This window comes from Milkweed yellows phytoplasma str. MW1 (assembly GCF_000309485.1).
Taxonomy (GTDB): Bacteria; Bacillota_I; Bacilli_A; order Acholeplasmatales; family Acholeplasmataceae; genus Phytoplasma.
Genome location: NZ_AKIL01000113.1, coordinates 1 through 644 on the forward strand (window position 1 = coordinate 1; position 644 = coordinate 644).

1 pseudogene is annotated in these 644 nt (G+C 32.0%); it reads right to left on the minus strand.

The window, feature by feature from the left end:
* Nucleotides 1–593 (minus strand): annotated as a pseudogene (locus tag RI76_RS02150) (hypothetical protein); the annotation flags it as partial.
* Between the last annotated feature and the right edge of the window lie 51 nt (nt 594–644).

The window sequence follows — 644 nt, forward strand, 5'->3', positions numbered from 1 at the left end:
GTAGGAGGGATTTTATTAGCAGGAGGAGTATTGTTAGGAGGAAAAAACAAATTTTTTAAAAAGTATATTGCACCAGCTGCCATCAAAGTTCCCCCCATAGCTGGGCCTACGACAGGAATAGCCAAACACAATAAACCAACTCCTATTAAAGCTAAAGCTGGCGCTATTACAGCAAAAATGTGAGCTGCTTTATCAGGCAAATTTAGACCATTTTTACCCAAATCTTTAGCTCCGTCATAAATATAATAAATAATTTCGTTAGTTTTATTCACAGCACCTCGGCCGAGGTCTTTAGTTGTATCCACAATACCTTGACCGAATTTGCCTAACTGAGCAAAAGCATTAGGAAAAAAGATAAATAAAACCGTATATAAGAGACTTAAAACAATCAGAATAGGCAATAAAGCGATAAATATGTTACCTATTTTTTTGATTAAACTGGTTTTGCTTTCTGTTGGTTGGGTTTGAATAATTAAAGGCGTTTTAGTATTTAAAGGTTGATTAGTTGTCTTTTTAATAGTAGTATTTTTCTTTTGAGATGAAGTTTTTTTATTTTGATTTTTATTTTTTTGAGGTGGTTTCCATGCTTTCATTGGTTTAAATCCTTTCGTTTTTTAATTTAATAGAACTCCTTTTTATTTAAA